The sequence below is a fragment of the Saccharopolyspora shandongensis genome (assembly GCF_900106995.1).
Taxonomy (GTDB): Bacteria; Actinomycetota; Actinomycetes; order Mycobacteriales; family Pseudonocardiaceae; genus Saccharopolyspora; species Saccharopolyspora shandongensis.
Genome location: NZ_FNOK01000068.1, coordinates 12,148 through 39,089, shown reverse-complemented (window position 1 = coordinate 39,089; position 26,942 = coordinate 12,148). Strand labels below are relative to the sequence as shown.

Below are 26,942 nucleotides of genomic sequence, written 5' to 3'. Positions count from 1 at the left end.
TTTGTGACGGCGGAGTTCCGTCTCCCGGAGATGCACATCCCGGGTCAGGAGAATGTCACGAGCGTGGTCAACAGCGTGCGGGAGAACCTTCCCTCACCCGGGCAGCTGGCGTATTTCGGCGGCCTGGGTGCGCTGGCTGCGTTGTCGGTGATCGAGTGGCCGGTGGCGGCCGCGATCGGGATCGGCACGCTGGTCGCCCAGCGCGCCGCCAAGGGAACCTCAGGCTCCTCACCGGCGAGGTCCGGGGCTCGCTCGGACCGCACCAGCGCGTGACGCTGCTTGCCGGGTTGAGAACCCTGGCGTCGCAGCTCGCGGCACCGGCGGCGACTGTCGCGCGCGCCGTCATGGGCGGCGACGGTGGGCGGCGGGCATGGACCGCTGACGGGCGCGCGCACATCGAGGTACGGGGCGTGCACGAGCTGGGGACCGAATCGGCGGCCGAAGAGATCACCGGTCAGCTGAAGCAGCTGGCCGGTGTGCGGTGGGCCGAGGTCAATGCGGTGCTGGGCCGGGTGATCATCTCCTACGACGCGGAGCTGATCGAGCTTGCCGAACTGGTCAGCGCGGTAGAAGAAGCCGAGGTGGCCAGCGGGATGGCCGACCGTTCCCGCAGCGAGTCCAGCACTGTGCGCCCGGGCGATGTCGCCAGGGTGTTCGGCAACGCGGTCGTGATGGGGGCGAACCTGGCGGGCTTGGGTTACGCCGCGGCGGCCCACTGGCTGCCCGTACCCGCTCTGGCGCAGTCGATTCCGGCGTTGGTCTCCACCGCTGACTCCGTGCAGCGGATCCGCGGCGCTGTCCAAGCGCGGGTGGGCTGGGCGGCCACGGATCTGCTGTTCGGTCTCGGGAGTGCTGCAGCGAACACCTTGGCGCAGCGGCCGACGACCTTGTTGGCGGATGCCACCCATCGGTTCTGCCTGGTGCGGGAGTCCCAGGCGATGCAGCGGAGCTGGGCTCGGCGGGAGGCTGAGCTCGGGGACCGGCCCGAGTACCACCGGTGCGAGCCTGTCGAGGTGGGTACCCGCCCCGCGCCACTGCCCAACGGGCCGATCGAGCGGGTGGCGAACATTTCGGCGGTGGCCGGACCCGCAGCCTTCTTGGGAACCCTGGCAGTAACACGAAGTCCGCAGCGCGCGCAGGGGTTCCTGGTCGCGGGTGTGCCACGAGCGGCCGGGGTGGGCCGGGACGCGTTCGCGGCACAGCTCGGGATCGCGGTGTCCGAGCGCCACGCGCTGGTGTTCGATCCACGAGTTCTCCGCAGATTGGACCGGATCGACACGGTCGTGATCGACGCGACTGCCGTGCAGCCCGGAACGCAGCGGGTGCGCGACGTGATTCCGCTCAACGGTGAGGTCGACATCACGAGGTTGTGGGAGCGCGCACACGCTCTGGTCGGCGTGGTGGTGCACGCGGACGCGAAACGCGACGGCTGGGCGCTGTCACGGCTTGGCGACGAAGATCTGTCGCGCTGGGAGCGGGAAGGCACGTTCCGGCGGGCGGCCGGTTCGGGGGTGCGAACCTGTTCGCTCAACCGGGATGGGCACCCGGTTGCCATCGTGGAGGTCGAGGAGGAACTGGAGCCGCTGACCGGTGAACTCCTCGCGGCCGCCCGTGAGGTGGGCACCGTTGTGATCGCCGGAACAGACACGCGGCTCGCGGGGCAATTCGATGTCGATCGCGTCGTACCAGTCGGCGCGGACTTCGCAGCACTCGTGCGGGAGTTGCAGTCCGATGGCCGCAGCGTCGCCGTGGTCTCGGCGCGTAGTCGTGCGGGCCTGGCCGCCGCCGATCTCGGAATCGGCGTCACCGGCGACGGGCCGCCTCCGTGGGGCGCGCATCTGATCACTGGTCCCGGCTTGGGCGAGGCGTGCGCGCTGCTGCGATTGATCCCCACCGCGCGCACCGTCAGCCGACGCAGTGCCCAGCTCGCCGTCATCGGCTCCGCCTGCGGCGCCCTGCTGGCCGCACTCGGGCCTGCCGCGGGCAGCCAAGCCCGCGCGGCCGTGCCCGTTTCCACCTGTGCGCTGCTGGCCCTCGGCGCCGGTGCATATTGGGGCATGCAAGCGGGTCGACGCCCGGCACCGTCCGACACCGCCCGCACACCCTGGCACACCATGTCTCCGTCCACAGTGCTGGAACTGCTCCGCAGTTCACCGAACGGTCTGACCGACGCTGATGCGCAGCAGCGCGCACTCGGACGCCAGGACCACTCACAGCCGGGCCGGACCAGCCTGGTTCTCGCGAGCCTGGACGAGTTGGCGAGCCCGCTGACCCCCGCGTTGGCCGGCGGTGCCGGGATCTCCGCCAGCATCGGAGCGACCGCCGATGCGATCATCATCAGCGCCGTGCTGGGGTTGAACGCGCTGATCGGCGGCGTGCAACGGGTCAGCGCCGACCGCGCTCTGCGCAAACTCCTGGATGCCACGACGATCCCGGTCGCATTGCGCCGCAAGGAAAAACGCACCCGCGTGCCCGCCGATGAACTCGTAGTCGGCGACGTCATCGACCTGGTGGCAGGCGACGCCGTCCCCGCGGATTGCCGGCTGCTGGAAGCCGACGGGGTCGAGGTCGACGAGTCCAGCCTGACCGGCGAATCCCAGCTCGTGGCCAAGACCACCGCCGCCACGCCCGCGGCCGAGGTGGCCGACCGGCGCTGCATGCTGTACCAGGGCACCGCGATCGCGGCCGGGCGCGCCGTCGCGGTCGTCGTCGCCACCGCAGAGGCCACCGAAGCCGGCAGCGCGGCAGGCACCGACGACGCCACGGACCGGCCTGGAGGGGTGGCGGCGCGTTTGCGGACCCTGACCAAGGTCACCGTGCCGATCTCGATCGGAGCCGGCGGACTGCTACTGGTCGCGGACCTGATTCGGCGTCAGCCCTTCGGCGCGGCCTTGGGCCGAGCGGTGAGCCTGGCCGTCGCAGCAGTACCGGAGGGCCTGCCATTCGTTGCGACCGTGGCCGAGTTGGCCGCGGCCCGACGGCTGTCGAAACGCGGTGCCCTGGTGCACAATTCCTCGACGATCGAGGCGCTGGGCCGAGCGGACGTGCTGTGTTTCGACAAGACCGGCACCCTCACCGAAGGACGCATCGCCCTGCGCGGGGTATCCGATGGGGCCACCACCCGCACCGTCGCAAACCTATCCACAGTGGAGAGAAAGATCCTCGCCGCGGCGCTGCGAGCCAGCCCGCTGGCCGACAACTGCGAATTCCTGCCGCACCCCACCGACCGCGCGGTCGTCGAGGGTGCCCGCACCCTCGGTGTCCAGCCGAGCGAAGGCACCTCGGGATGGCAACTCATCGAAGAACTCCCCTTCGAACCCTCACGGGGCTACCACATGGTGCTCGGGCGGGTCGGCAGCGACCACCTGCTCAGCATCAAGGGCGCTCCGGAAGTCGTGCTCGCCCAGTGCACCCGCTGGCGCCGCGACGACGGGGACGTGGCCTTCGACGATGCCGCGCGCCGTGGTGTGGAAGAGGAATTCGACCGATTGGCGCGCCAGGGATACCGCGTGCTGGCCGTCGCCGAACGGCCCGCGACCGGCCGCCGCGACCTCGACGACTCCCGCCTGCGCGACCTCCACTTGACCGGCCTGATCGCCCTGGCCGACCCGGTCCGCCCCACCGCGGCCGCCTCGGTGCACCAGCTGCAGCAGGCAGGCGTGCAGATCATCATGATCACCGGTGACCACCCCAGCACCGCCGAAGCCATCGCCGCCGAACTCGGCATCCTGGGCGGCCACCAGGTCATGACCGGCACCGAACTCGACGCCCTCGACGACGACGAGCTGTCCGCCAAGGCCGCCGATATCGCGGTATTCGCCCGCACCACCCCAGCGCACAAGGCACGCATCGTCCAAGCACTGCAGCGCACCGACCGCGTGGTCGCTGTCACCGGCGACGGTGCCAACGACGCACCCGCGATCAGGATCGCCGACATCGGCATCGCGCTGGGAGAACGCGCCACGCCGGCCGCCCGTGAAGCCGCCGACGTCGTGGTCACCGACGACCGCATTGAAACGATCGTGGACGCCATCGTCGAAGGGCGCGCCATGTGGGCCTCGGTGCGCGACTCCCTGGCGCTGCTGCTGGGCGGCAACCTCGGCGAAGTCCTCTTCACCGTCGCCACAGGCCTGCTCACCCCCGGCGGCTCGATGAACGCCCGCCAGATGCTGTTGATCAACCTGCTCACCGACGTCATCCCGGCGATGGCGATCGCGGTACGCCCCCCACCGGAGATCACGCCCGAAATGCTCCTGGAGGAAGGGCCCGACGCCTCCCTCGGTGCCGCACTGCACCGCGACATCTACCGACGCGGCATCATCACCGCCTCCGCCGCGTTCACCGCCTGGATCCTCGGCCGCGTCACCGGCACCCGCAGACACGCCGACACCGTCGCTCTCGTCGCACTCGTCGGCGCCCAGCTCGGCCAGACCCTGGTCATCCGCGGACGCACCCCACTGGTCGTGGCCGGCGCGCTCGTGTCCATGGCGGCGCTGGCCGCGGTCGTGCAGATCCCCGGACTCAGTCACTTCTTCGGCTCCACACCCCTACTGCCGCACGGCTGGGCCATCGCCCTGGGGTGCACCGTCGCCGCCAGCGCCGCCGGCCTCCTCCTCCAGCCGCGGGCACGCGGCCACCAGACCACGCGGCCCGAACGCGACGAGAAAATCGAGGCCGTGGCCGATCACCACGACACAGACCGGGACGCAGCGCCCCGTAATCGCGAGGGCCGCAAGCCCCGCTCCGTCCGGATCGCTCGGGTTCAAGCGCCTACCCTGGCCGACCACACCCAACCCGAACAACACGACCGCCCCGACAACCGCGTCGAAGAAGATGCGCAGGACCACGCAGAGTCCGCTCCCGCTGACACCGACCTCCGGACATCCAGGCGTCGTCCGCATTACCTGCCACGTACAACCTGTGATCCCAGGTAGCAGCTGTGATCGCGATGCGGGAGCTGACCTCAGGGGATGAGGATGCCGCTCGCCGCGACTACGGATGCCGCCATGCCGCTGATCGTCACCGTTGTCGCGGCGGCCAGCGGTAGGCGGCGGCTCCACGTTCGCAGGCGGTGAGACGTCGATGCGCGCGTGAGCAGTGCGTCGCGGCCGCGGAGCACCGCCAGGCTGACAGCGGCGAGTGCTGCTGCCATTCCGATGCCGAAGGCAGCCACCATGAGCATTGCGGCACCGGCTCGACCGGCAAGCAGTCCGCTGAGGAGCACGAGGAAAGCCGAAGGCGAGGGCAGCAGTCCGCCTGATGTGCCGAGCAGCACGATGCCCCGCCAAGTCAGCAGCGATTCGGCCGGATGCCCGTGGCCATGCCCATGCCCGTGCCCGTGCCCGTGGCCGTGGCCGTGGCCGTGGTGTCGGGTGCGCAGGTGGCGGCGCAGGAGCGCCACGCCCACTCCGACGACGAGGAGCGCGCCGATCAGCTGCAGCCACCGTGTCACGGCGGCAATGTCCGGAACGTGTTCGGCGGCGATCCACCACCCGATGCCGAGCACTGTCACGGACACCGTGTGCATCAGGGCGACGATGGCTGCCAGCACCAGGGCGTCCCGGGTCCGGCCGCGTCCGCCGACGAGGTAGCCCGCCGCGAGTGCTTTCCCGTGCCCGGGGGCGAAGGCGTGGAAGGCGCCCACGAATGCCGCGATGAGCAGGGCCAACGGCAGGAAGACACCACTGTCCAGCAACTGGGTTAGATCGGTGGTCCAGATCGGCTGTTCAGTTCGATCGGTGGGCGCGGTAGCTGAAGAACCTGCGAGCACGAGCATCCGGCTCGGTTCGGTGGCGGTGTGCAGGCCGCCGTTCCCCGTTTCGGTCACCGACATCGTGCGATACGCGGGGTCGATGTCCGTCAAGGCGGTGATGGTGATCTCCACCGCACCAACGGTTTCCGGGCACGCATAGCGCAGCCGGGCGCCCTGCTGCGCGATGCCGCCGGTGTCCACTGTGTCCTCGCGGCAGGGAACACCGTTCTGGTTGACGCCGATGTGCGAACTCAGGTAGGCGGCCACGGTGGTCGATCCGGACAGCCGCTGGGCTTGGGCCGCGTTATCGGTCGAGACGTCCGAGGGCGGCAGGACCCCGGTCTTGCGGCCGAGCGCGACGAGGTCGTCGGCAGCGGCCGACCAGCTGAGCTCGACGACGGCATCGCGCGCTTCGACTTTGGCCACCGCCGGTGTGCCCAGCGGGTGTGCGGCGGCCTGGCTCGCGAAGCCCAGCAGTGCTGCGACGGCGAGCAGGCCGATGGCGGCTGCGCGAAGCGGCCTCCACGGCGCGTTGCGAGATTGCACGGTCGAACTCCTGGTGCGAAGAGTCGGTCAGAACGGGACAGGGCCTCACGAGCCGCGGCGGGCGCGGCTCGTGAGGCCGGGGTGTTGTTACGGGGTGCGGCGTGCTGCGAAGGCGTGGATCGTGCCGTCGTCGGTCAGGGCGTACACCCAGTCACCGCTGACAGACAGCGCCGAGGCAACGCCACCGCCGAGGTTGTGCTCGGCCAGCAGCTTGCCGGTACCGCGATCCAGGACGAGCAGGCGTCCGTCCCAGGTGCCCGCGTAAACCACGGTTTCGGTGGCCAGTGCGTGCATGGCCGGTGAACCGGCGGGCGGGGTGGTGCAGCCGGCATCGACATGCCACGCGTCCTGCGACGGGTCCTCCCCGGGCAGGTAGCCGACCGGCGTTTCCCACAACGGTTTGGTGGGATCGGCCGCGCGTGTGTCGTAGGCGCGGACGACGCCGTCGATGCTGGCGACGTAGGCGATGTCGCCCCACGTCGCCGGGCTGGTCACCGGCGGCGGGCCGGGCTCGCAGGACCAGGAGTGCGGGGCGGACTTCGCGTGCCAGGTCGCGGCCAGGCCGGCCTTCGGGTCGTGCCCACGCGCTCCGGACGACGTCATCGTCACCAGCTGGGGATCACCCTGGGGCGGGTCGGTGAACGCCGGCGAGGAGTAGCTGAAGAGATCGCCTTCGGTGTTCACCTCCGCCGTGCGGGTGCAGGTGCGCAGGTCCATCGCGATCAGCGACTGGCTGGACCCGGAGTGCAGGTAGGCGGTGTCCGAACCGGGCTGGCGGATTGCGGTGCTGTGGAACTCACCCCAGCCGCCCGGGGCGGAGAACCCGCCCGGCAGGCGTTGGCCGTTCCCGGCGTCTCGGCAGGTGACGCCGTCCCATTCCTGGTAGACGGCGACCGAGCGGTTTTCGGCGGGCAGGTCGAACACGCTGACCGGGCCGCCCGCACGTCCGTAGCGGCGGACGGTGTCACCGTGCTGTTGCTCGGCGTCGATCGTTTCCCAGACGACCTTGCCGTTGTTGGCGTCCAGCGCGTAGACCCGGCCCACGCCGGTCGTCAGGTACACCCGGCCGCCGTGGACGGTCGGGAACGACTCGGCGTCACCGTCCACATAGGTCCGCCACGCCTCACGCCCGGACTTCAGGTCGTAGGCGAGCACCATGTTGTACGGCGAGTCGAAGGCCTGCGATGCGACGATCGCCTTGCCGTCGACGATGGCGGCACCGTTGAGGTGGAACTGCTCGCCGGTGTTGGCCGCCCAGCGCAGGTCGAGCTGGGCGCCCGGGTCGTCGGCGCTGGCGGACCGACCGCGTTCATCGCCGCCTTGACGAATCCAGGACTGGCCGGTCTCGGCCTTCTTCACGTCCTTCTCCGGCACGACCTGGAACGTGGTTTTCGCCGCTGGCCAGGCTTTGCCGGTGGTGTCGACTGCGGTCATCTCGGCGGTGTAGGTGCCGGGCTTGAGCTCGCCGACGCGGTCGCTCACCCGTGTCCACGAGATCCTGGCCTCCGGACACGGTTCTGCCGTGCCGCCGGGTGCGGTGTAGCAGTTCACGATGCCCTGCTTACCGACCTTGGCGCCGAAGCGCAGGTCGCGTTCTTCGCGGACGGTCTTGCCGCGATCGTCGCGGATGGTCAGCGACGCGGTGGCCGGCGTGCGGCCGTTGTCCTCGGCGTAGAGCTCGACGGGGATGTCACGGCCAGTCGGGTGGACGCTGCCCTGCGCAGGGCTGACCAGCGCGGTGTCATCGTTCACATCGAACTGCCGGTGCGTGCCGGTGACGTAACCGGTGTCCTCGTTGGCCTTCGTGGCCGGGCTGTCGGTGATCTGTTTGAAATCGAGGATCTTGTAGTCCGGGTGGGCGCCGTCGATGCCATAGGTGCCCTGGTTGTTGACCTCGACAGAACGATCGAAGGCGCCCCGGCGGAACTCGGCCTGCTGGTTGTGCCCGGCCGCGAACATCCGGACGTCGTAGCGAGCCAGCTCGTCAACGATCGGCTGCATGCCGGCCCCTGGGCCCCAGCGGGTGAACAGTGACCGGTGGGCGAAGACGAAGACCTGCTTACCCACGGCGTGCCGCTTGAGGTCCTCGCGCAGCCACTCCAGCTGCGGTGCCAGGCCACTGGAGTCGTAGTTGTCCTCCAGCACGACGATGTGGCGGCCGTTGCGGTCGAAGCTGTACCACTCCGGCCCCATGTTGCGGCGCCAGTACTCCAGGCTCCCGCCGTAGCCCTGCGAGGTGGCGGTGCCACCGACGTCGTGGTTACCGATGACCGGGTAGAACGGCTGGCCCAGCGCGCCGTCGGTCAGGCCCTTGCGCAGCATGTCGTAGCCGCCCTGCCGGCGGGGCTCTGCGGCGTAGTCGGTGACGGTGAGATCACCGGTGGTGATCGTCATGGTCGCGCCGTCTACCTCGGACATCGCGTTGACCTGGCCGGTCCACTTGGGCAGCGCCGTGGTGGCCTGCTGGTCGGTGACGTTGCTGACCTCCGTGTCGGAGACCATCAACCACTTCTCAGTCGGGTTGGCCGCGTTCGCATCGGGTACGAGTGCGAAGTCGACGCCGGTCCGCGGGCCGTCACCGGCCGGGACCTCGCGGAAGAACTGCGGCACGAAGTCCGCGCGCAGCGCCGGGGTGTAGCCGTTGGGAGAGACGACGCTGACGAGGTCGGTTTCGCGCCGGGCCGGGTCGATGTCGATGCGGTAGGAACCGTCGGGTCCGCTCGTGGCCCACACCGCACCGTCGGTCACCGACACACCCGGCAGCGGAGCTTCACCGGGATCCCGCGCACCATTTCCGTTGGTGTCGGCGAAAATCGCGCCCTGAACGGGCACGGTCGCCGCCGTAGCCACCGGAGCCGCCGTAGCCACCGCAGGCGTCAGCGACGCGGTGGCCAGCACCCCCGCGATCGCCACGCGCACTGGGCGGCGGGTGTGAGCCACCAGTTCCCGGACCTGCGGCCCGTACCTGCGGATCCCGACGACACCCGCCAGCACCGCGGCAGCAAGCAGCACGGCCAGCAGCACGGGCAGCACCGGGAACTGCGGTGGTTCGTGGGCTCCGGTGTCATCGACGATGGGCAGCTGCGGCGTGGCGTTCGCGGTCGCGCCGTTGAACTCCACGACGACCTGCGACAACCCGCCCTTCTCCAACAACGGGGCCAAGTTGAGCTGCTCGACGGGGCAGTTCCAGGCCAGCTCGACGACGACACCTTCGGGGACGCCGCCATCGTCGCCCGGCACACCCGATCCGGTCACCGCGCAGGGCTGGGCCAGCAGACTCTGCGCCCACCCGCCCGCGTCCTGCGCCGAGACGACGTCGCGGTGCACGATCAGCCGACCGCTGGTGGTGTCGCCGTGGCTTGCGACCACGAGTTCACCATGCTGTGGGGAAACATGGGCGCCGGCTGGCGCTGCGCCCAGTCCGAAGACCGCCAACAGCGATGCGAGACCGAAGCTCGCCGCTGCGCGTAAGAGTCTGTTCACAACGCGGCACGCTATTTACGACAAATCACCAAGGGAATGGCTGCGGACGAGCCTTCACCCACTGGCCACACCAGTATCTGACCTGTTGTTGAACCGTGACATTAATTGTGTAACCTCCACCCCCCGGATCGATCCAGCTGGTCTCCTGGCCGCGCGGCGGCGGGAAGTGGGCGATTGGGTGGACGCGGTGACGCCGGGGAAGCCCACCGAGGTAACGGACGTGATCGAGCGAGTGACCCGGGTTCGGCACTCCCCTTCTGGAACGATTCTGCGTCAGCGGCTGGGCTGGAGCCGACAGCGCCCGGTGCGCCGGTCGAGCTCGTGGACCGGGTGTACCCGGGTGGCCAGCCGCTGCGGCAGGGCGCCGGTGACGATGGTGAGCACGATATCGTTCGTGGTGCCTCCCGCGGTCGTCCTGTAGCCAGGGCCATCTCGTCGTACATCCCCGATGCTGACGCAGCCGTCATGCGGTAGCCCTACACGACTTCCGCTGTGCATCGTTGGCCTCCGTGTCCGCCGAAGTGCTGCGGAGTTGGCTTCGTGGGCGCCGTGGCCAGCCCTGATGAACCGCGCTGTTCCCGACTCGCCGCGGTCATATCGGTGTGAGATAACTACCGGTGGGGTGGTGGAGGGTGCGAGGTCGAACGGGGCAAGAGCACGTTCATCGGCGCCCTGCTGGGCCGAGATGTCCTGACGGTCGGCTCACTTCGCCAACCGCGCTGGCGGCGTAGGCCATGGTGGGCTGCAACGCGCGGTCGTACATCTCGCCGACGGGCGAGCCAACATTGCTGTCGGGCGTTCGGGGAGCATTCCACCGAAAAAAAGGGGGGATCTGGATAACCGGCGCGGCATCTCCCGCGCCGGGGTACGTATGGATTTGCCCTTACTGGCCGCCGCCGAGGGCCTCGGCAGCTGCGGCGAGTCTGAGCGGAAAACCCGCCGGGCGCAGTTCGCCGCTCATGTCGACAAGCTGGCGTCCTTCGAACACGGCGGCAGCGTCGAGTCGTACCTGACTCCTGGTGACCTTCGCAGAGCCCGGCCGACCGGGGGTGACAGCAATGATCCTTCGTTCAGTGGCAAGGCTTTCTGTCACCGGTGTCGGTGTCGTGATCGGCACCTCGCTAGCAGTAGCTGATCAACTTGGAACCGCGGTTCAAGCGGCCAGAGGGGCCGTGAAAACCGCGTCAGGCACAGCGACATCCCCAGCTCGAGCGAGAGACGTCGTGCGTGACGCGATCGTGCCACGCACACACCCAGCGGTTTGGCACCGGGACGGGTGGGTGCACGTTCCCCTCGCCACACGCGGCAGGGACGGTGGGGAGGCACCGAAGCGCGAAGCTGAGGCGATAGCCCAGCAACTCGCCGGCCATTCGGATGTGCGCTTGGCATATTGGAACCCCGGCTTGCAACGCCTGGTAGTTCAGGGCGTCGACGACGCGGCCACGGACCGGGCCGTTGACACCATTGCCGCAGCTGCGAAGCAAAGCGGCTTGACCGTGCGGGAGCAGGACGGCGCCCGGCCGGCACACCCGGGCGATCTCGGTGATGTCCGGATCGCCGCCATGACAGTAGCGCTCAACACCGTTGGAGTGACCGCCGCGGTGGTAGGTCGGATGCTGCTGCTACCGCCGCTACCCCGCTGGGTCAAAGCCGCAAACGTGCTGCTGCGAGAGCATCCGGTGGCGCGCAGAACGCTGCGTCGAGCAGCGGGGCGGCGTGGTTCGGAGATCGTGAGAGCCACCGTGCATGCCGCGGTGAACGGCCTCGGTCAGGAGCCCGTGACACTGCTGTTGGATACGGTGTTGCGGGCGAATCAGTTGGCCGAGGCGGCGAATCGAGTGGCGGCCTTTCACGCCGTGCACGATGAGCTTTGTGCCCCAACGCGGGTCAGCGCTCCGGCACCACCACGGCGGCAACGGCCATCGCGAGAGTCGGCATCGGAGATCTACAGCAGAACGATAGTCAACGCCGGACTGCTCGCGGCTGCGGCCAGCTGGGTGGTGGCGCCCAACATCAGCGTGGCAGCCCAGGCGGTTTCGGCGAGCTCGCCCAGGGCGGCCCGATTCGGGCCGAGCGCGTTCCAAGCAGAGCTGGGCCGGTGTCTGGCCCAGGAGGGTGTGCTGGTGCGTACCCCTGAGCGGCTGCGGTTGCTCGCCACGGTCGACACCGTGGTGCTGCATCCGAGCGCCCTATGTGGGAAACGTCGCGTCGTGCGGGATGTCCAGCCCACCGCCGATGGATGGAGCCGGCAACGGCTGTGGCAGGCCGCGAGTGCCGTGCTGTCGCCTGTCGAATCGTCGGGCTCCTCCGCAGAGGCGCGGATGCGGCTGTCCCGCCTGCCCGATCTTGCGGAGACGGACTGGGTCACGGCGACAATCGACGGGACGACAACGGGCCGGGTGTTGGTCAGCTGGGAACTCGATCCGCTCGCTGACGCTGTGCTGCGCGCTGCGCACCAGGCGAACCTGCGGGTGGTGCTGGTGGGAGACCCGGACCGTCCGGAACTGGCGGCGCTGATCGATGAGGCCACCAGCCACTCCCTGGCCGAAACGGTGCACCACCTTCAGGACGACCACCATGTGGTGCTCACCATCGCCTGCCCGACCGGGCACACCTCCGGCGCGAAGGCCCGGTCGGACGTGGCCCAGGGGCTGGTGAACAGCGACATCGCGCTCGCCATCGCGCGCGACGACGGCTTGATCGCCTGGGACGCGGACCTGCTCGCCAGCAACGGATTGCCCGGCGCGTGGCGGGTGTTGACCGCTCTTCCCGAAGCCCGTCACACCGAAATCTCCGCCACGAGGTTGGCCAAAGCAAGCGCCGCAGTAGCCGGACTCCTACTGCTCACCGGCCGTACCGGCGGTCTGCTCTGGCGGCGTCTCACACTGGGACTCGCGATCAGCCCGGTCAACCTCGCCTCCGCCAGCGCCCTGGTTATCGGCTGGCTGGCCGCACGGAGAGTCGCCTCACAAGCCCTCCCACAACAACGACCGCAAGCCCTAACAGAATAACCACTGTGGACAGTGACACGTGGACACTCAAATGATGGGTGACCGGCGTGGAGTGGCCGTTTCCGATCAGCCTGCGAGCCCGGCGACGCGGGCGACGATGCCCAATTGCCACGCAACTGGAACATGGACGCTGCACCACGCAGCTGATCGTCACCCCCACGCCGCGCCCTGGCTGCGGTGATCTCAACGTGGTTTGGTCATGAACACGGCTCCTGCAATGTGGCCGGGCACGTGCGGGGCCTGGGTCAGCTGGTATCCGGCCCTTTGGTAGGTGCGGATGTTGCGCTGGCTTGCACCGCCTGTGAACAACACGAACCGGCGCACCAAGGTTGGGGCCTGGGCTTCAATCAGGGCCAGCAACGCGGACCCAATGCCGTTGCCGGCCAGGTCCGGGGCGACCATGAGACGGCCGATCTGCCAGTCCTGCTCGCCTTCCATCCGCCCTCGCGCGGCGGCGACCAGGCGTCCACCCTGGCGTACGACGAGGGTCGTCCAGGACTGCGCCCAGGCCAGGACCTCGTCGTGGGTCTCGTGAAGTGCGGGCACGTCCAGGGTGTTGTTCATGATGGCCTCGGAGACCCAGCAGCACCGCTGCAGCACGACCAGTTCGGCCAGGTCCTGCGGAGTGAACAGGCTCGTAACCGCCCCGGGCAGGACCTCGACCAGAGCGTCGTCCAAAGAAACGGCGAACATGGCAATGACCCTACGGGCGTCGGCTGTTCAGAGATCCACCGGACCTAGACGGCAAACGGCGGGCGCAGGAGGTGATCCGATGCCCAGGATCGCCCAGCCCGCAGCGCTGAAGCTGCTCAACGGCCGCGGCAACGGCACGGATTCGGGCGGCCGGAAGGTCGTGACGGGCCCGGCGTGCCGGCGACGCGCGCCAGCTCGCCGAGGGTGTACTGCCGATCCGGATGAGCCTGGATCAGGTCTACGACCCGCCGAACCGTTCGCGGACGCGTAGGAGGCTGCGTACGGGAAAGCTCGTCGGTGTAGTTGTGTTGTTGCGCGATCAGCAGGCCTGTGAGCAGTGAACGCTCCACGTGCCCCAGTACATCCGACGGGTTCACCACGCTGAACACGATCTCCACGATCGACGCCGTCATCTTGGGCGCCTCGATGCTGCCGTTCCTCTACAACGTCCTAAAGAGCTACCGCTACGGCGATCCCGTCGGAGTGGACGATCCGTGGGGATTCGGGAACTCGCTGGAATGGGCCACTTCCTGCCCGCCGCCGCGGCACAACTTCACCGAGCTACCCCGCATCCGCTCCGAGCGCCCGGCCTTCGAGCTGCACTACCCGCACATCTCAGAGCGGATGCGGCTCGAGTCGCACGTGAGCCTCACCGGTCGACCAGTACACGCAGGTGCCCGTACCGTCGGAGAAGGCGGCACAGGCGGTGGTGCCATCCGGGCAGGGCGAATGCGATTTCCGCAAGAAGTGACGCACCGTGCGCATGGCACCCGTGCCTCTGTCCATCCCTCCTATATCAAAGCACGTGACTACGGGGTCCTTGATCTCGCAGTCCCCGGGTGATCGCGAGGTCGCTCGCGTTGGGCTCGGTGCTCGGAAGAGCCGAAGATCGCACACCCGCTGAACTGGATCCGTATCGGCGCACTGACGATGATCGCGTTGCGGCCGGCTGCGACGGCAGGTGTCGGCTCGACCGGGTTCCCAGCGCTCGAGCTGATGCCTGGGCCCTCTCCAGCGTTGCGGGGTGCGCAAGGCGTACGAAGAGCACATCCCCCGGCTCTGACGAGTGGAGAAAGCAGACAAGATCGATTGGATATTTGTTCGCTCACGACAATGGGCACGGCCCAAGCCTCGGCCATCCTCGGCATGGAGCGGTTGCGTCGAATCACGGGAGGGCTGGTCATGGTCGGCGACATCGAAAACACCCGTCGTGGTCCGCGGATCGCGTTCGTGACCGGCGCACGCCCGGCCGACCATGCGACCAACTGGTTCAAACAGGCGCGCAACCGGCGGTGACCGCCCCTCTCGGCCGATACAGCACCGCGGCGGTAATACGCAGTCTGCGTATTACCAAGATCAGCGAGCCCTGAGCGGGCCGCCGGCTCCGGCACTGCGCGCCTGCACGCGCTACCGCACCGAGACATGTTCCGGCTTCATCCGCGTCGCGGAAGGTTGATCAACGAAGCGGACACGGGCTGCGATGCACGCGCCGCCACGCACCCGGGACATCCCTGATCACCACCGGCCTCGCTCGGGCAAGTCACCACCACCCCTCTAACCGCCGAACGCATTTCGGCGGTTAGAGATCCGCGACCAAACCAATCGATCGACACAGAGGAACACCATGACCACTACTCAACGCCGCTGGTTGACCCAGGATGCTTACGACCGGCTGCGGGACGAGCTCGTAGAACTGCTCGCCCACCGTTCCGCTGGTTCTGAACGTGGCGATGGCACGGTCGACAGCGAGTCCGACCAGTTCGTGGATGAGCGGCGCCGGCGCGCCCGCATCCGCGAGATCCAGGGGTTGCTGTACAACGCGGTGGTCGGTCAAGCACCACCGGACGACGGGGTCGCCGAGCCCGGCATGGTCCTCACCGTCCGCTTCGACGACGGCGAGACCGAAACGTTCCTGCTCGGCGCGCGTGATGGAGCCGACCTCGACGGGCTTGCGGTCTACTCGCCCGAGTCACCCCTCGGGGCCGCCCTGTCTGGGGCCAGACAGGGCGAGCAACGAACGTACAGCGTTCCCAACGGTGGGACGGTGCGAGTAACGCTCCTGCGGGCGGTACCCCACGGGCATCACCGTCCGTAGACGCCCGAAAAACAGCACGGGACCGCGCCACCGACACATGACGGGCGGCCGTGGTTCTGGGGGACGGCGTCGCAGGTGTGACGCATGAACAGCGCGTCGCCGTCACGGTCATCCGCTCGTCCGTGTCCAGATGTGAACCGTCGACTCAACAGGGGTGCGCCGTGCACGTGGGTACGTCCTCGATCGCTGCCTACGACGTAGTCGCTGGGTGCGCAGGTGTCGCGGTCAGTACCTGGATGCCTTCGATCGAGGCGTTGTCGGTGTTCGCCCGCGCCGCTTCCGGGGCTATAGCGACCCAGGCGTTGATCAACCCGTTGCTCGGGATCGACGGCTTGGAGCTGCTTCGGACGCATTCTGCCGACGAGACGTTGCGCAGACTTCTCGCTTCGGATCCTGGATCGGATTCCCGACAAGTGGCTATTGTGGACAAATATGGTCGTTCTGCTGCCCACACCGGTCCGGAAACGCATCCGTGGAGCGGTCGCAGAGCGGCACCGGGTTACGCGGTGGCGGGAAACATGCTCGTCGATATGCGAACGGTTGACGCCGCGTCGGCGAGGTGTCCGCGCTGGCCGGCAACGGCGTCCTGCAGACGATGAGCGTGATCGCGCACCTGCTCGCACCGTTCATCTCGGCCTGCGCGACTCCCCTGCCGATCATCGTCGTGATGCTCGCCCTCGACTGGCGGCTGGGGCTGGCCGCGCCGCTGGCCGCGCCGGTCGTGGCGGCGATCCAGATCTGGACGGGGCGATCGACGTCCGCCGCCGATGCGGAGCGCGCCGAACGCGACCGGGAGGCCACCGGGCGGTGGCAGGTGAATGAGTCGGTAGGTCGCCACACGATTGGCGCCGCTTCCGACAATTCCTTGCCGACCTGCCACCAGCTGCCTTCGTAGATCAGATATGCACCAATCCTTCCCATCGCGGATGATCAACGATGATTGGTGCAGCCAGCTGGACACTCGGGCCTGGGTGGGCCAGGGGCTTTGCCGGAGGGCCGAGGCCTGCCGCTGCGGTGCGCCACGGCGCGGCCCTGTGCCAAACTGGCTGTGTTGTCCTGGCGTGGTCTGGATCTTGAGCCGTGGCTGACCGCTTGGTCGTGCGTGGCGCGCGTGAGCACAACTTGCGCGGCGTGGGTGTCGACCTGCCTCGGGACAGCTTGATCGTGTTCACGGGTCTGTCCGGCTCCGGGAAGTCCTCCCTGGCGTTCGACACGATCTTCGCGGAAGGCCAGCGCCGATACGTGGAGTCGCTGTCGGCGTACGCGCGCCAGTTCCTGGGCCAGATGGACAAGCCGGACGTGGAAGTCATCGAGGGCCTCTCGCCCGCGGTGTCGATCGATCAGAAGGCCACCAGCCACAACCCGCGGTCGACGGTGGGCACCGTCACCGAGGTCTATGACTACCTGCGGCTGCTGTACGCCCGCGTGGGCGAGCCGCACTGCCCGGTCTGCGGCGAGCGGATCAGCAGGCAGACCCCGCAACAGATCGTCGACCAGGTGCTGGCCCTGCCCGAGCGCACCCGGTTCCAGGTGCTGGCGCCGGTGGTGCGCGGGCGCAAGGGGGAGTACGCGGAACTGTTTGCCCGCTTGCATTCGCAGGGGTACGCGCGGGTGTCGGTGGACGGCGAGGTGCACCACCTCGACGACGTGCCGAAGCTGAAGAAGCAGGAGAAGCACTCCATCGAAGTGGTCATCGACCGGCTCGTGGTCAAACCGGGGGCGAGGCAGCGCTTGACGGAGTCGGTGGAGGCAGCCCTGGGGTTGGCGGACGGGGTCGTGATCGTGGAGCTCGTCGACCAACCGCCGCGGTCGCGGGACCGGCAGTGGTCGTTCTCGCAGAACCTCGCGTGTTCCCGCGGCCACCCCATCGGCGTGCAGGACTTCGAGCCGCGGTCCTTCTCCTTCAACTCCCCGTACGGCGCATGTCCGGTGTGCACCGGGATCGGGGTGCACCGCGAGGTCGACCCGGAACTGGTGATCGCGAATCCCGAGTTGTCGCTGGCGGATGGTGCCGTGGCGCCGTGGCAGGGCGGTCAGACCAGCGAGTACTTCCAGCGCCTGCTGAGCTCCTTGGCCGACGCCCGGGGCTTCTCGATGGACACCCCGTGGCGGCGGCTGCCCGCGAGGGTCCAGAAGGCGGTGCTCTACGGCTCCGACGACCAGATCCACGTGCAGTACCGCAACCGCTACGGCCGACGGCGGTCCTATTACGCCCGCTTCGAAGGAGTGATTCCGTTCCTGGAGCGCCGCTTGGAGCAGACCGAGTCGGACTACGTGCGCCAGCGGTACGAGGGTTACCTGCGGGAGGTGCCCTGCCCGGAGTGCGCGGGCACCCGCTTGAAGCCGGAAGTCCTCGCCGTCACGCTGGAGCACAAGACGCTGGGGAAGCGCTCGATCGCCGAGGTGTCCGCGCTGTCGGTGGCGGGCTGCTCCGAGTTCCTGCGCGGCCTGGTGCTCGGCCGCCGCGAACGCGCGATCGCAGGCCGGGTGCTCTCGGAAACCCAGGCGCGCCTGGGTTTCCTGCTCGATGTCGGGCTGGACTACCTGTCGCTGGATCGCCCGGCGGGCACGCTCGCCGGCGGAGAGGCCCAGCGGATCCGCTTGGCCACGCAGATCGGCTCCGGGCTGGCCGGGGTCCTCTACGTGCTGGACGAACCTTCGATCGGTCTGCACCCGCGGGACAACCACCGCCTGCTCGCGACGCTGACCCGGCTGCGGGATCTGGGAAACACGCTGATCGTCGTCGAACACGACGAGGACACCATCCGCGCCGCCGACTGGGTCGTGGACATCGGTCCTGGCGCGGGTGAGCACGGTGGGACGATCGTGCACAGCGGTCCGCTGGACACCTTGCTGGCCAACCAGAAGTCGCTGACCGCCGAATACCTGACGGGTCGCCGCAAGATCCCGGTGCCGGCCGTGCGACGTGCGGTCGACCTGAAGCGCGTCCTGACGGTCCACGCGGCGCGCGAGCACAACCTGCGCAGCATCGACGTGTCCTTCCCGCTGGGCTGCATGATCGCCGTGACCGGGGTTTCCGGCTCGGGGAAGTCCACTTTGGTCAACGACATCCTCTACAACGGACTGGCCCGGAAGCTGCACGGCGCCCGCGCGGTGCCGGGAAAACACGGCTCCATCACCGGAATCGACAGCCTCGACAAGGTCGTCCACGTCGACCAGTCGCCGATCGGCCGCACGCCGCGTTCCAACCCCGCTACCTACACCGGGGCATTCGATCCCATCCGCAACCTGTTCGCCGCCACCACCACGGCCAAGGTCCGCGGTTACCGGCCGGGACGGTTCTCCTTCAACGTGCCGGGCGGACGCTGCGAAGCATGTGCCGGCGCCGGCACCATCCGGATCGAAATGCAGTTCCTCCCCGACGTGTACGTGCCGTGCGAGCAGTGCGGCGGGGCCCGCTACAACCGCGAAACCCTGGACGTGCGCTACAAGGGGAAGACGATCGCAGAAGTCCTGGACATGCCCATCGAACAGGCGCTGGAGTTCTTCGGGGCGTTGCCGGGCATCGCTCGCCGCCTGCGCACGCTGGTCGACGTCGGGCTGGGGTACGTGCGGCTGGGGCAGCCCGCGCCGACGTTGTCCGGTGGCGAGGCGCAGCGGGTGAAGCTCGCCACGGAGCTCACCCGGCGTTCGAACGGGGGCACCGCGTACATCCTGGACGAGCCCACCACGGGACTGCACTTCGATGACGTCCACAAGCTGCTCGACGTGCTGCAACGGCTGGTGGAAGTCGGCAACACGGTGATCGTCATCGAGCACAACATCGAGGTCGTCAAGACCGCCGACTGGATCATCGACCTGGGGCCCGAGGCCGGATCGGCCGGCGGTCGGGTGGTCGCCACGGGCACTCCCGAAGCGGTCGCCGACGACGAGACCAGCTACACCGGGCAGTTCCTGCGCCGTGCGCTCGCTTCCTGAAGCCAGATCAAGAATTTCGGGGGTAGCGATGTTCAACAGCCCGCAGGAGGTCCTGCGGTTCATCTCCGATGAGGGCGTGAAGTTCATCGATGTCCGGTTCTGCGATCTGCCGGGCATCATGCAGCACTTCGCCGTGCCCGCCAAGACGTTCGCCGCCGAGATCTTCGACGAAGGCATCGCCTTCGACGGGTCGTCGGTGCGCGGATTCCAGGCGATCCACGAGTCGGACATGCTCCTGTTGCCCGACCCCTACACCGCTCGACTGGACCCGTTCCGCGCCAAGAAGACGTTGAGCCTCAACTGCTTCGTGCACGATCCGTTCACGCTGCAGCCCTACCGCCGCGACCCGCGCAACATCGCGCGCAAAGCAGAGCAGTACCTCGCCGACTCCGGCATCGCCGACCTGGCCTACTTCGGGCCGGAAGCCGAGTTCTACATCTTCGACTCGGTGCGGTTCGCGAATGCGGAGAACACCTCGTTCCACGAGATCGACGCCGTCGAGGGCTGGTGGAACACCGGCCGCGCCGAGGACGGGGGCAACCAGGGTTACAAGATCAAGTATAAGGCGGGTTACTTCCCGGTCCCGCCCACCGACCACCTGGCGGACCTGCGCGACGAGATCGTGCTGAACCTCATCGATGCGGGTTTCACCGTGGAGAAGGCCCACCACGAGGTCGGCACCGCGGGCCAGGCCGAGATCAACTACAGGTTCAACACGCTGCTGCACGCCGCGGACGACCTGCAGCTCTACAAGTACATCGTGAAGAACACCGCGTGGCGGCACGGCAAGACGGCCACGTTCATGCCCAAGCCGCTGTTCGGCGACAACGGTTCCGGCATGCACACCCACCAGTCGTTGTGGAAGAGCGGAAAGCCGCTGTTCTACGACGAGACGGGGTACGCAGGGCTCTCCGATCTCGCGCGGCACTACATCGGCGGCATCCTGCACCACGCGCCGAGCCTGCTGGCGTTCACCAACCCCACGGTGAACTCGTACCACCGCATGGTGCCCGGCTTCGAGGCGCCGGTGAACCTGGTCTACTCCCAGCGCAACCGCTCGGCCTGCATCCGCATCCCGGTGACGGGCGCCAGCCCGAAGGCCAAGCGCATCGAGTTCCGCTGCCCGGACTCCTCCGGAAACCCGTACCTGGCCTTCGCGGCGATGATGCTCGCCGGCCTGGACGGCGTCGCGAACAAGATCGAGCCGCCCGAACCCATCGACAAGGACCTCTACGAGCTACCCTCGGAGGAGGCCGCCGATGTCGTCCAGGTTCCGTCCTCGCTGGACGCGGTGCTGGAAAGCCTCGTGGCCGACCAGGATTTCCTGCTGCGCGGCGACGTCTTCACCCCGGACGTGATCGAGACCTGGATCGCCTTCAAGCGGGAGCACGAGATCGACCCCCTGCGACTGCGCCCGAACCCGTACGAGTTCGAGCTGTACTACGACGTTTAGCAGCAGTTGGCCGCGTTCGCCGGGAATGCGGCGAGCCCGAGCTCCGGCGGGTCCCGACGCCTCGACTCCACGACCTCGAAGGCGCAACAAACCGACTCAGCACGCATCTCCGCGAGCCCGACCCCGTGTCACCCCCGCACGTTTGAACACCCCGTGAAACAACAACAGCTGTTGCACTCGTTTTGGAGCCGCTCAGCGCCTCTGAACTGCACAGATACCGATGCCCAACATCAGGGACACGACTCCACCCCAAGAGAAGCCGCATCCCGCTGGTGGATCTGGCGAAACGTCACTGACCGGCTTTCGGTAGCGGCTACGACTCGGACGGCGATCGAAATCAAGCCGAAGGCGATGTGTCCGGTCCAGATGGCCGACGGCATGCGAGCCCTCTTCCGTCACGGTTCAGCATGCCGTTGGCGGCGGGGCGTCAACCTGCGGCTTTGGTCCTCGTCGAAGGACGATCGGGTCGCGCTCACCGTCCGCGACGCGCAGCAGATCATCTACCTGGACCGCGGGACGATCACCGAAGCCGCCACCCACGACGAGCTGGCCAACAGCAACGGCTATGCCCACCTCAACCGGCTGCACCACCCGGAGCGTCCGGCCGGGCGGGGGCACCGGCCCAGCCGGACGGGCACATGCCAAGAACTAGGACACGGCACTAGCGCCAGGATTCGCCGCGCCTGCGCGCACGGAACCACCGCCGGCCGTTGCCGGCGAACCGTTGAGCCTTGCGCACCAACAGGTTCTGGCCCATGCGGTACTTCTGGTACCGCCACGGCGGATGCACGCCGTACCGACTGGCTATCGCGAAGGTGAAGTCCACGGCGCTGCTGTTGGCGTAGCGGTCGACGTCCTCGAACCAGGCCATGCTGGTGCGCGCGGCGGCTTGCGCCAGGCGCAACTGCGCGTGGCCTTGCTCGTCGAACTCCTTCAACGCCGTTGTCGAGTCGCCGTGGTCGAACAGATTCTGCGCGAGCGCTACCGCATCCAGCAGCGCCAACTTGGTTCCGGAGCCGATGGTGAAGTGCGTGGTGTGCGCGGCGTCGCCGATCAGGATCATGTTGTCGTGCAACCACGTCTCGTTGTAGACGTGGGTGAAGTGCTGCCACGAAGCGGGTTTCCCGCGGGACTGGCTGATCAGCGAACAGCCCTGCAGCGGGCGGGCGAAGATCCGCTCCAGCACCCGCGTGCTCTCCTCGTGGCCTAGCCGGTCCAGGCCCAGGTACCGCCAGGCCGGCTCCTGGCATTCGACGACGACGGTGCTGACCCCGGCGCTGCACGGGTAGGCGTGGAACCAGATCCAACCCCCCGGGGTCTCCTCGAAGTCGTAGGTGAACATATCGAACCGCCGGTCCGTGCCCAGCCAGATGTAGGGGTTGCGCCCCTGGTCCACCTCGGTGCCGAACTCGTCGGCGTACTGCCCCCGGATCCGGCTGTTCGCGCCGTCGGCCACCACGATCAGGTCGGCGTCGGAGAACTCGGACAGGTCGTCGACGGCGCGCTCGTACTCGATGTGCGCCCCGACGTCTGTCGCCCGCTCGGCGAGGATCTCCAGCATCGTGGCGCGGTTGATGCTGTAGCCGTACCCCCCGAGATACGCCTTGTCCTGGCTGCACATCTCAATGACCTGCTCCTGCCACAACGTGGACGCCGCGCGAATCCGCTCCGCACTTCCCCGGTCGTTGCGGTACAGGGTGTCCAGCAGGTCATCTCCGAACACGACGCCCCAACCATAAGTGGCACCGCGCGGATCGCGTTCGACTACCGTCACGTCGTGCCCGGCGTCCCGCAGCTTCGTCGAAATGGCGAAGTACAGCCCGGCGGGGCCGGCTCCGATGCACACAACTTTCACGGCACAGCACCTCCTGAAACAGGCGGGCAGCTGCGCAGGCGCACCAGGCGGCACGTCTTGTCCGCGTGACGCCCTCGTTGTACACCGCTGCCCGACTCGTCGCACAGCGGCTACTCGGCAGCGAAGGCGGCGGCACCGACCGCGGCGTGGGACACGGCGAGCTGGTCGCGGCCAGCGGACTGCGCAAACCGACCGTGCACCGGCTGCTGACCGCCCTGCTGCACAACGGGTTCGTCGAGCAGAACCCGCGCACCCAGCGTTACCACCTCGGGCCGGAGTCGCACGTGCTCGGGGTGCTGGCCGCCAGGCGGTTCGGGATCCACCGGCTGTCTCTGCCGTCGCTTGCGAAGCTGGGCAGGCTGTCCAGCGACGCCGCGTTCCTCACCGCGAGGTAGAACAGCACCCCGGCGAACAGCAGGCCCTTCACCACCGAGGCGAAGGTACTCGCCCGGACGCCTGCTGCGGCGGCCAAAGGCCGCTGGGCGTGCATAGGTCGGCCGCGTATGCGGGCAATCGCCGGGGTACCCGAAGCGCTGTGCACGTGAACGCGGCGACTTTGTTCCCTAGTGACCGGTTGGTCGTTTGGCGAAGCTGATCGCGTCGAGCCTGGAGGCGGGTTGATGGCTGGGTACGGTGCGAGTAGTTCGACGCGTCGAGCACTGGCGAGTGGTGTTGCGGCCCGGGTCGCCGGGGCGGTGCTCTGCGTCGCGGTGGCTGTCATCCACGTGCTTGACCAGGGCGGTTTCCCGGGCTCGAAGGAGCCTGCGTACGTGGGCATCCTGTATTACATCTTGGAGGCCGCAGGAGTATTGACGGCGCTGCTGTTGATCGCCGGTTGGGAACGGGTCGGCTGGATCCTGGCGCTGGGTGTCGCAGCCGGACCGTTCGCAGGTTACATGCTCTCCCGAGGTACGGGACTGCCGGACTACAGCGACGACATGGGCAACTGGGCGGAGCCGTTGGGCATACTGTCCCTGGTCGTCGAAGCTGGCCTGTTCGTGCTGGCGATCGTGATACTGCGGCGAGGTCTGCCGTCCGGCCGTTGAACAGCCCACGACCCGGGGCGGGGCGGGGCGGTCGCGCCGGGATTTCCAGTGGCGGTCATCCCCACCCCGATACGTCCACATGGACGCTCCACTCATACCAAAATATCAAGTGACTCAACTAAAACAACGACAATAGAAGACGAATGTCTTATTTGGACACATCGATTGGCTACGCCGTGCGACCGGGGATTGACGAGGCTCGTAACCCGCACTTCGAGGTAGCACGCCGGAGGGGCTACCGCCCCAGGGGACGTGATCATCCATTGCCCCGGCGAATGCGCACGACCAAGACCAACACGGCGACAAACGAAGACGAAGGCCACTGCGAACGGCACCCCGGCCGCGACCCAGCCGCGTACCTCGTTGCGCCACCACCCCAAATCCACTGCCCGGCGAACTTGTCAGGATCCTCAGGTCCACGCTGATCTCATCACTTGGCCGCAACGGTTGCAGGTCGCGGCGCATGCGGGCTTGGTCAGCGATGATCGCGGCGCCCTTGGCGTCGGTCTTGCCGTCGCCGCGATAGCCGGCCGCGGCGCGATAGACCGTGCGGCCGGGAATGTAGAGCAACCGCTGATCGTGGTTGACCAGCAGCGCCAGCAGCAGCGCCGCGCGCATGTCGCGCATCCCAATTAGCGGTCGAGTCGCCGCGGGGTGCCGGGCGGCCAATCACTCAGGGTCATCGGCGGCGGTGACATCAAAGCCATACCCGGCACCCCTGGGTGCCGGAACCCTACGGGCTGCTCCCGAACACCGACGACAACGGCAAGGAAGACATCTCGGTCAGAGCGAGCGATGCCACCGGCGGTCGTTCCGGTGGGGTGCTCTTCCCCATTTCCCTGCTTTAGCCCCGTCAGGGGGTTGGCGTTGCGGGCTCGCATCCCTAGCGTATGAGCGGAACATGAATCCTGCTCATATTTAAGGAGCTAGATGATCACCATTCAACCTCCGCGCCGCAGACTCGGATCCCTCACGGTGGTGTCACTGCTTCTCGCCGCGATGACCCTGGTACTCGGTCCGATGCCCAGCGCCGCGGCGGAGCCCGGCTGGTGGACCCCGACCGCGCGGCCCACGCCCGACGCTCAGATCAACGTCACAGGCGAGCCCTTCAAGGGCACCGACGCCCAGGGGCGCGTAAGGGGCTTCGTCGACGTCCACGACCACATCATGGCCAACGAGGGCTTCGGCGGCCGGCTTATCTGCGGCATGCCGTTCTCGGAGCAGGGCGTCGCTGACGCGCTCAAGGACTGCCCCGAGCACTACCCCGACGGCTCGCTCGCCGTCTTCGACTTCATCACCAAGGGCGGCGACGGCAGGCACGACCCCAACGGGTGGCCCACATTCAAGGACTGGCCCGCCCACGACTCACTGACCCACCAGCAGAACTACTACGCCGGAATCGAGCGGGCATGGCGCGGTGGCCAGCGGGTGCTGGTCAACGACCTGGTCACCAACGGCGTGATCTGCTCGGTCTACTTCTTCAAGGACCGCAGCTGCGACGCGATGACCGCCATCCGTCTCGAGGCGAAGAAGTCGTACGACATGCAGGCCTTCATCGACAAGATGTACGGCGGCCCGGGCAAGGGCTGGTTCCGGATCGTCACCGACAGCGCGCAGGCCCGCGAGGTCATCGAGCAGGGCAAGCTGGCCGTCATCCTGGGGGTTGAGACCTCCGAGCCGTTCGGTTGCAAGCAGATCCTGGACAAGGCGCAGTGCAGCGAGGAGGACATCGACCGCGGCCTGGACGAGCTGCACGAACTGGGTGTGCGCAGCATGTTCCTGTGCCACAAGTTCGACAACGCCCTGTGCGGAGTGCGCTACGACTCCGGCCCCCTCGGTACGGCCATCAACGTCGGCCAGTTCCTGTCGACCGGCACCTTCTGGCAGACGGAGACCTGCCGCGGCCCGCAGCACGACAACCCCATCGGCAACGCGGCGGCGCCGGAGGCGGAGAAGCAGCTCCCGAAGGGGGTGACCGTCCCCTCCTACGCCTCGGACGCGCAGTGCAACGCCCGCGGGCTGACCGACCTGGGTGCGTACGCAGTGCGCGGCATGATGAAACGCAACATGATGCTGGAGATCGACCACATGGGCGTCAAGGCCGCGGGCCAGGCCTTCGACATCCTCGAATCCGAGTCGTACCCGGGCATCGTCTCCTCGCACAGCTGGATGGACTCGGGCTGGACCGAGCGGCTCTACAAGCTCGGCGGGTTCATCGGCCAGTACATGAGCGGCTCCGAGGCGTTCAGCGCGGAGGCCCAGCGCACGGACGCGCTGCGCGAGAAGTACGGGGTCGGCTACGGCTACGGCACCGACATGAACGGTGTCGGCGGCTGGCCGGGCCCACGGGGCGGGGACACCCCGAACCCCGTGAAGTACCCCTTCCGCAGCACGGACGGCGGCTCGCTGATCGACAAGCAGACCACCGGCGAGCGCACGTGGGACCTCAACACCGACGGCGCCGCGCACTACGGCATGGTCCCGGACTGGATCGAGGACATCCGGATCGTCGGCGGCCAAGGGGTCGTGGACGACCTCTTCTCGGGCGCCGAGTCCTACCTCCGCACCTGGGGGAACACCGAGAAGCACAAGTCCGGGGAGAACCTTGCCTCGGGCGCGGCCGCCTCGGCGTCCTCATCGGAGTGGTGGAACCCGGTCGTCAGCTTCGCGCCCGGCAAGGCCGTGGACGGCGACACGGGCACCCGCTGGGCCAGCGAGTGGAACAACGACCAGTGGCTGCGGATCGACCTCGGATCCGATAAGCCGGTCAAGCGCGTCACCCTCGACTGGCAGGCGGCGTACGCGAAGTCGTACCGCGTCGAGCTGTCGGCAGACGATACGAACTGGAAGACGGTGTGGTCCACGGCCGCCGGTGACGGCGGCCTGGACACGGCACGCTTCACCGGAACTCAGGCGCGCTACGTACGAATCAAGGGGCTGGAGCGCGGCACCCAGTGGGGCTACTCACTTCGCGAGGTCGGCGTCTACGCCAACTGACGCACCCGTGAGGCGGTGCCCAGGGCCGGGGCCGGCCGGATCTGCTCTCCTGATCCGGCCGGCCCCGGCTGA

17 protein-coding genes and 2 pseudogenes are annotated in these 26,942 nt (G+C 68.1%); 13 read left to right on the top strand and 6 right to left on the bottom strand.

Going from position 1 to position 26,942, the window contains the following annotated elements:
• Positions 1 to 3 precede the first annotated feature (3 nt).
• Positions 4 to 273, top strand: coding sequence for a hypothetical protein (locus tag BLW84_RS40315; RefSeq protein WP_245761724.1), 270 nt, complete (start codon positions 4 to 6; stop codon positions 271 to 273).
• On the top strand, positions 270 to 4,934 hold the full coding sequence (locus BLW84_RS40310) for an HAD-IC family P-type ATPase (RefSeq protein WP_093276955.1): 4,665 nt from the start codon (positions 270 to 272) through the stop codon (positions 4,932 to 4,934). The genes BLW84_RS40315 and BLW84_RS40310 overlap by 4 nt, the downstream gene beginning before the upstream one ends.
• 29 nt (positions 4,935 to 4,963) lie before the next feature.
• Here the strand turns inward: BLW84_RS40310 and BLW84_RS40305 are convergent, their stop codons facing one another.
• Positions 4,964 to 6,298 carry a nickel/cobalt transporter gene (locus tag BLW84_RS40305; protein ID WP_218157666.1) on the bottom strand — a complete coding sequence of 445 codons (1,335 nt, stop codon included), beginning with the start codon at positions 6,296 to 6,298 and terminating at the stop codon, positions 4,964 to 4,966.
• Between the two features lie 87 nt (positions 6,299 to 6,385).
• Positions 6,386 to 9,667 carry an outer membrane protein assembly factor BamB family protein gene (locus BLW84_RS40300; RefSeq protein WP_218157665.1) on the bottom strand — a complete coding sequence of 1,094 codons (3,282 nt, stop codon included), beginning with the start codon at positions 9,665 to 9,667 and terminating at the stop codon, positions 6,386 to 6,388.
• A gap of 1,517 nt (positions 9,668 to 11,184) precedes the next feature.
• Between BLW84_RS40300 and BLW84_RS46865 the strand changes: the two genes are divergently transcribed.
• A complete protein-coding gene (locus tag BLW84_RS46865) occupies positions 11,185 to 12,792 on the top strand; it encodes a hypothetical protein (protein WP_143061278.1) in 1,608 nt (535 codons plus the stop codon).
• A 183-nt stretch (positions 12,793 to 12,975) separates the two neighbouring features.
• On the opposite strand, the gene BLW84_RS40285 is transcribed toward BLW84_RS46865, so the two are convergent.
• Together BLW84_RS40285 and BLW84_RS48070 are read right to left on the bottom strand one after the other, a co-directional pair.
• Positions 12,976 to 13,485 carry a GNAT family N-acetyltransferase gene (locus BLW84_RS40285; RefSeq protein ID WP_093276942.1) on the bottom strand — a complete coding sequence of 170 codons (510 nt, stop codon included), beginning with the start codon at positions 13,483 to 13,485 and terminating at the stop codon, positions 12,976 to 12,978.
• A 116-nt stretch (positions 13,486 to 13,601) separates the two neighbouring features.
• Positions 13,602 to 13,898, bottom strand: coding sequence for a helix-turn-helix transcriptional regulator (locus BLW84_RS48070; protein WP_177226967.1), 297 nt, complete (start codon positions 13,896 to 13,898; stop codon positions 13,602 to 13,604).
• Between BLW84_RS48070 and BLW84_RS49605 the strand changes: the two are divergent.
• From BLW84_RS49605 to glnA, 7 genes and pseudogenes are all read left to right on the top strand, one after another.
• Positions 13,849 to 14,151, top strand: a pseudogene (locus BLW84_RS49605) (cytochrome ubiquinol oxidase subunit I); the annotation flags it as partial. The gene BLW84_RS48070 and the pseudogene BLW84_RS49605 overlap by 50 nt on opposite strands.
• Positions 14,152 to 14,598: 447 nt before the next feature.
• On the top strand, positions 14,599 to 14,781 hold the full coding sequence (locus BLW84_RS40270) for a hypothetical protein (RefSeq protein ID WP_093276940.1): 183 nt from the start codon (positions 14,599 to 14,601) through the stop codon (positions 14,779 to 14,781).
• Positions 14,782 to 15,109: 328 nt separating this feature from the next.
• The gene (locus BLW84_RS40265; RefSeq protein WP_093276935.1) at positions 15,110 to 15,580 is read left to right on the top strand and encodes a GreA/GreB family elongation factor; all 471 of its coding nucleotides are present in this window, start codon (positions 15,110 to 15,112) and stop codon (positions 15,578 to 15,580) included.
• 50 nt (positions 15,581 to 15,630) lie between these two features.
• A complete protein-coding gene (locus BLW84_RS50555; RefSeq protein ID WP_218157664.1) occupies positions 15,631 to 16,179 on the top strand; it encodes a DUF1028 domain-containing protein in 549 nt (182 codons plus the stop codon).
• Positions 16,140 to 16,475, top strand: a complete 336-nt coding sequence (locus BLW84_RS40255) for a hypothetical protein (RefSeq protein WP_218157663.1) — start codon at positions 16,140 to 16,142, stop codon at positions 16,473 to 16,475. Before BLW84_RS50555 ends, BLW84_RS40255 begins: the two co-directional genes overlap by 40 nt.
• 185 nt (positions 16,476 to 16,660) lie before the next feature.
• A complete protein-coding gene (uvrA, locus tag BLW84_RS40250) occupies positions 16,661 to 19,519 on the top strand; it encodes an excinuclease ABC subunit UvrA (RefSeq protein ID WP_093276931.1) in 2,859 nt (952 codons plus the stop codon).
• A gap of 28 nt (positions 19,520 to 19,547) precedes the next feature.
• On the top strand, positions 19,548 to 20,972 hold the full coding sequence (gene glnA / locus BLW84_RS40245; protein WP_093276928.1) for a type I glutamate--ammonia ligase: 1,425 nt from the start codon (positions 19,548 to 19,550) through the stop codon (positions 20,970 to 20,972).
• A gap of 661 nt (positions 20,973 to 21,633) precedes the next feature.
• Here the strand turns inward: glnA and BLW84_RS40240 are convergent.
• Positions 21,634 to 22,827 carry an FAD-dependent monooxygenase gene (locus BLW84_RS40240; protein WP_245761723.1) on the bottom strand — a complete coding sequence of 398 codons (1,194 nt, stop codon included), beginning with the start codon at positions 22,825 to 22,827 and terminating at the stop codon, positions 21,634 to 21,636.
• Between the two features lie 65 nt (positions 22,828 to 22,892).
• Here BLW84_RS40240 and BLW84_RS40235 point away from each other — a divergent pair, with 65 nt between their 5' ends.
• A complete protein-coding gene (locus BLW84_RS40235; RefSeq protein WP_093276921.1) occupies positions 22,893 to 23,222 on the top strand; it encodes a helix-turn-helix domain-containing protein in 330 nt (109 codons plus the stop codon).
• Between the two features lie 375 nt (positions 23,223 to 23,597).
• The gene (locus tag BLW84_RS48670) at positions 23,598 to 23,873 is read left to right on the top strand and encodes a hypothetical protein (RefSeq protein WP_218157662.1); all 276 of its coding nucleotides are present in this window, start codon (positions 23,598 to 23,600) and stop codon (positions 23,871 to 23,873) included.
• A gap of 396 nt (positions 23,874 to 24,269) precedes the next feature.
• On the opposite strand, the pseudogene BLW84_RS40225 reads toward BLW84_RS48670, so the two are convergent.
• Positions 24,270 to 24,500: pseudogene (locus BLW84_RS40225) on the bottom strand (IS110 family transposase); the annotation flags it as partial.
• A 303-nt stretch (positions 24,501 to 24,803) separates the two neighbouring features.
• Between BLW84_RS40225 and BLW84_RS40220 the strand changes: the two are divergent.
• Positions 24,804 to 26,870 (top strand): discoidin domain-containing protein, encoded by a 2,067-nt coding sequence (locus BLW84_RS40220; RefSeq protein ID WP_177226966.1) that lies wholly within the window; start codon positions 24,804 to 24,806, stop codon positions 26,868 to 26,870.
• The last annotated feature ends 72 nt before the right edge of the window (positions 26,871 to 26,942 follow it).